The organism is Candidatus Cloacimonadota bacterium, assembly GCA_011372345.1.
GTDB lineage: Bacteria > Cloacimonadota > Cloacimonadia > Cloacimonadales > TCS61 > DRTC01.
Genome location: DRTC01000129.1, coordinates 1 through 4,383, shown reverse-complemented (window position 1 = coordinate 4,383; position 4,383 = coordinate 1). Strand labels below are relative to the sequence as shown.

3 protein-coding genes are annotated in these 4,383 nt (G+C 40.6%); 2 read left to right on the top strand and 1 reads right to left on the bottom strand.

What is annotated here, in order from left to right; translation table 11 throughout:
• The first annotated feature begins 374 nt into the window (after nt 1-374).
• Both lysS and ENL20_02405 read left to right on the top strand, forming a co-directional pair.
• Entirely contained in the window at nt 375-1,871 is a 1,497-nt protein-coding gene (lysS, locus tag ENL20_02410; protein ID HHE37407.1) for a lysine--tRNA ligase, read from the top strand.
• Between the two features lie 177 nt (nt 1,872-2,048).
• Nucleotides 2,049-2,348: a TIGR04076 family protein gene (locus ENL20_02405; protein HHE37406.1), complete on the top strand. Its 300-nt coding sequence runs from the start codon at nt 2,049-2,051 to the stop codon at nt 2,346-2,348.
• 204 nt (nt 2,349-2,552) lie between these two features.
• On the opposite strand, the gene ENL20_02400 is transcribed toward ENL20_02405, so the two are convergent.
• Nucleotides 2,553-4,383, bottom strand: a 1,831-nt coding sequence (locus ENL20_02400) for a hypothetical protein (protein ID HHE37405.1), incomplete at its 5' end; no start/stop codon positions are given.

Below are 4,383 nucleotides of genomic sequence, written 5' to 3'. Positions count from 1 at the left end.
GAGAAAGCAGCCGACGGTTCTATTATCGGTGTTTCGGATTTTCAGTTTGATTAATTTTCACATTCCGAAGTCTTTTTTCAAGGTGTTGTGCTTAAACTTGTCACAAGTGATGCATCATCTTGTAATAAGTTGATCTTGTTATCCCCGCATTGACGACTTAACACAAGACCATCGGCTTGTGCCAAGTCTCGGTTTGTTAATTCTCTCAAACAAGAAGTTTGAGTTGCTGAACAATTCGGGAGAACTGTTTTACGATTTATATTTGATTCGGAGAATCAATATTACAACGAAACGGAGTTTTGTGTTACAATCAAACCTTGACACCCAAAAATAAATAATAATTTTAGTCAGCAAATAAAGAAAAGGTATTTTTAATGGAAAACTTGAACCAATTAGTAGCGGTAAGAAGACAGAAACTACAGAAATTGATCGAACTTGGTGTCGATCCTTTTCCCAATAGAAGCGAGCGAACTCATAAAATAATCGAGCTTCTAAAAAATAAAGATAAGTTCGTGCAAGAGCAGCAGAAAGTTAAGATAACCGGTCGTCTCGATGCGATGCGTCGACAGGGAAAGATCGGTTTCGGAAATGTTTCGGATGAATCCGGAAGGATACAATTATTTGTTCGTAAAGATACGGTTGGAGAGAAAAATTACGAGATCTTCAAACTACTCGATCTCGGGGATTTTGTGCAGATCGAGGGTGAATGTTTTATCACCCAAAGAGGAGAATATTCTGTAAAAGTTCACAAAATAAAAATTTTGGGAAAGAATCTTCGTCCGATCCCGACCGTAAAAGAAAAGATCGTGGATGGCGAGAAAAGAAGGTGGGATGAATTTTCCGATATCGAACTCCGTTTCCGCAAAAGATATCTGGATCTATTGCTTAATCCTGAAAATAAAAGGAATTTTAAGATCCGTTCAAAAGTAATCAAAGAAATGCGTAATTATCTTGATGAAAAAGGATTTCTGGAAGTTGAAACTCCCATCTTGACTTCTCTTTACGGTGGAGCAAATGCAAGACCGTTTATAACCCATCACAACACGCTCGACATGAAATTGTATTTGCGGATCGCGATCGAACTTTATCTGAAAAGACTGATCGTGGGCGGGATCGAGAAAGTTTATGAAATCGGGAAAACATTCCGCAACGAAGGAATGGACAGAAATCATAATCCTGAATTTTCCATGCTCGAATTGTATCAGGCTTATGCTGATTTTAATGATATTATGAATCTAACCGAGGAGATGATCCAGCAGATCTCCATAAATATTTTCGGAACAGAAACGATCAAATTCCAGGAACATGAAATTTCTTTGAAAAAACCGTGGAAAAGAGCTTCCATGCTTGACCTGATCAAAGAGGAAACCGGTTTTGATGCATCCGATTTTGACTTCGAAAAAATCAAAAAATTCTGCAGAGAACATGAGATCGAGATCGAACCGAGTATGAATGCAGGTAAACTGATCGAAGAAATTTTTAATCACTTCGTGGAACCGAAACTGATCCAGCCAACTTTTGTGATCGATTATCCCAAAGAGATTTCACCTCTGGCAAAAACCAGACCGGATAATCCGAATTTGGTAGAAAGATTCGAACTCTTTATTGCCGGAAACGAATATGCAAATGCTTTCACGGAATTGAATGATCCGCTCGAACAACGAAAAAGACTGGAAGTCCAGGCGAAACTGCGTGAACTCGGGGATGTGGAAGCAAATGTCATAGATGAAGATTTCCTGGAAGCTCTCGAATACGGAATGCCGCCAACCGGAGGTCTGGGGATAGGAATAGATCGATTAGTAATGCTGTTTACAAACAATACTTCTATCAAGGAAGTGATCCTTTTTCCGCAAATGAAACCGGAAATGTAAAAGGTTTCTGCAACGAATGAAATTGTCATTGCGAGGAATCTTACAAAGGAATACCCGTGAAGCAATCTACAACTCTAACTCCATGATAAGAAAGAGATTACTTCGATAGATGCCAACATCCGGCAGCTGCCGGACGTAATGACAACGCATTTCTGATAATTTTTAAAACACGCAGTTATGCAGAACTCATGGAAATGTAAACCAAAGGAGGAAAATATCATGAAAGAATTAAAAGTTGTTGTTGAAAGAATAATTGATCACTGCGATGCGAAATTAAAACCCGGAGATGCTTTCTATGTTACCGGAAAAGGAAAGATCAAAATACCTGATAACAAGGAATTCTGTATGTTCGCCTTGCAGAGCCTGATCCCGTTTCTGGTCAGCAAGCAGCATGAAGCAGCAGATTTTATTGAAGAAATGGAAGAACTTTGCTGCCCCGATCCGGGCGGAGTTGTCTTTAAAATCAAATATCTATAAATTTATGTCGAGAACCAAAAGAACTAATAAATCTCGGTGTAATAGACAAAGGCGTATATATCTCTTTCCTTATTAATGGAGAGTCTCCTTTTTGCGAAAGGAGTTCAAAGGATTTGTAAGAGATTCGTTTGGAAATTCCCAATAAATTCCCCCTTCAAAAGGGGGAATTGAAGGGATTTTATAACTCCGGAGTCATATATTTTCCTATTCAGCTGTTATTCTAAAATATTTTATAGAATCAAGAACCTCGGTATAAGTTCCCGAAGTATTCCCTGTTTCCTCGACAGTTGTAAATGTTCCATAAGGATCAGAATCGCTGTAGATAGTGTAAGTTAGTCCACCCACCACATCCCAGGAAATTGTAACATTTGTTCCGTCGTGTGAGATGGAAATGTTCTGGGGAGGATCTGGTTGCGGATTGGCAATTACATCATTTTCATCGCGAGGTTGGATCTTGAAATTCCCGTAAGCATAATAGACCGGTCCTGTAACTTCATAAGTTGTTCCCAGAGTCGGCTCAAAACCATAACCCATATCATCGACCCGGATCGAACCGGAACCATCATTGATCGTCCATTCACCGTAATCACTCGGATCATCCGGATTTTCATTGTCGCATTCCCCGGTTGTGGTGACCAAAACTCCTTCGTAATCTTCAGTTCCTGCATCGAGAGTAGAAACAACACTTGCTGCCGGCAATTCATTTCCGGAAGAATTTACGGTATAGTTAGTGACAGATCTGATCTCGGTCAAACCGTAATACTCATAAACTTCCCCTTTGATCGTAGCATCGTCGCCAAGTGTTGCCGAATGTCCTGAACCGTAAACTAAAATACCGTTCCAGGCGCCGGTTCCATCCTGCAGGAAATATCCGTTCGTATAAGTTCCTGTCACGATCCCGGAAGTTGTTACTATCTGTTCGTTGAAGGGAGAAGATGAAGTTTGACCCTGAATTTCATAAATTGTATAGGTAGAAGGAATCGTGTAGGAATTTGTAGAAGATGTTGTTGTATCCGGTTCATCATCAGTTGCTTCCAGATAATAATAGACTGTTGTTCCCTGAATTTGAGCCGGGATAGGAGTTTCTGTGATATAACCTGCTCTTGTGTTCAAGATCAAATTGATATTATTCGGGAAAGTCGTGCCGTCAGTTCCCCAGGATAATGATGCAGAAGTTATGGTTCCGTCGGAGTCCGTAATATCGGCTGTAACATCAACAGTATCATCCGCATCAGGATTTGCCGGATTTGTCAAAATATTGGTAATTGCAGGAGGATTGTTTCCGCCATCTCCATGAGAACCGAGTCCATCGACCGTATCTTGTGGATAACCATCCCATTCGATTGCCGGATCAAAATCATTATCTCCATTAGAATCTCCTTCCGTGATCTCCGATTTTCTTCTCAAAGTGTGATTTTGAGTGGTTGTATCTCCGCTTCCCCAGACTTGCTGAACACCGATCTGTCCGATCACATCGACATCACCGGAAATTCCTTCCAAAGTCACGGCATCGTCTCCGTTAAAACTAAGAGATCCTGATGTTTGGTCGGGAGTTCCACTCCATGCTGTTGCCGAACTATGAGCCAGCACATAAACATCACCGGCTGTAAGAGTTCCTGAAAGATTGATCGTACTGTTTGGAGAAGAACTGCCGTTGGCATAGATTTTAACGGAATAATCTGCCAGATCGATTCCGGAGTCTGTTCCGTTATAAATTTCCAAGTACTTATTATTACTGCTTCCTTCGATATATTCGGAAATAAACAGGTTTGTTACGGTTTGTGTTCCGGTGATGGAGAAGAAACTATCGCTTTCATCATTAGGATTTCCATCAGAAGCATCGGAAATCCTGATCTTGTAGTCTGTTCCCATTGTTTGTTCGGAGGGAATATCCCACATCCAGGAGCCGTCATCGTCCGTTGAACTGACAAGTTCAGTATAATCTCTGACAGTTTCCTGATAAAGTTCGATCTTTACATTTCCTGTAAAATCGCTGGAAGTCCAGGTTATTTCGTAAGGATTTCCTCTTTCCCAT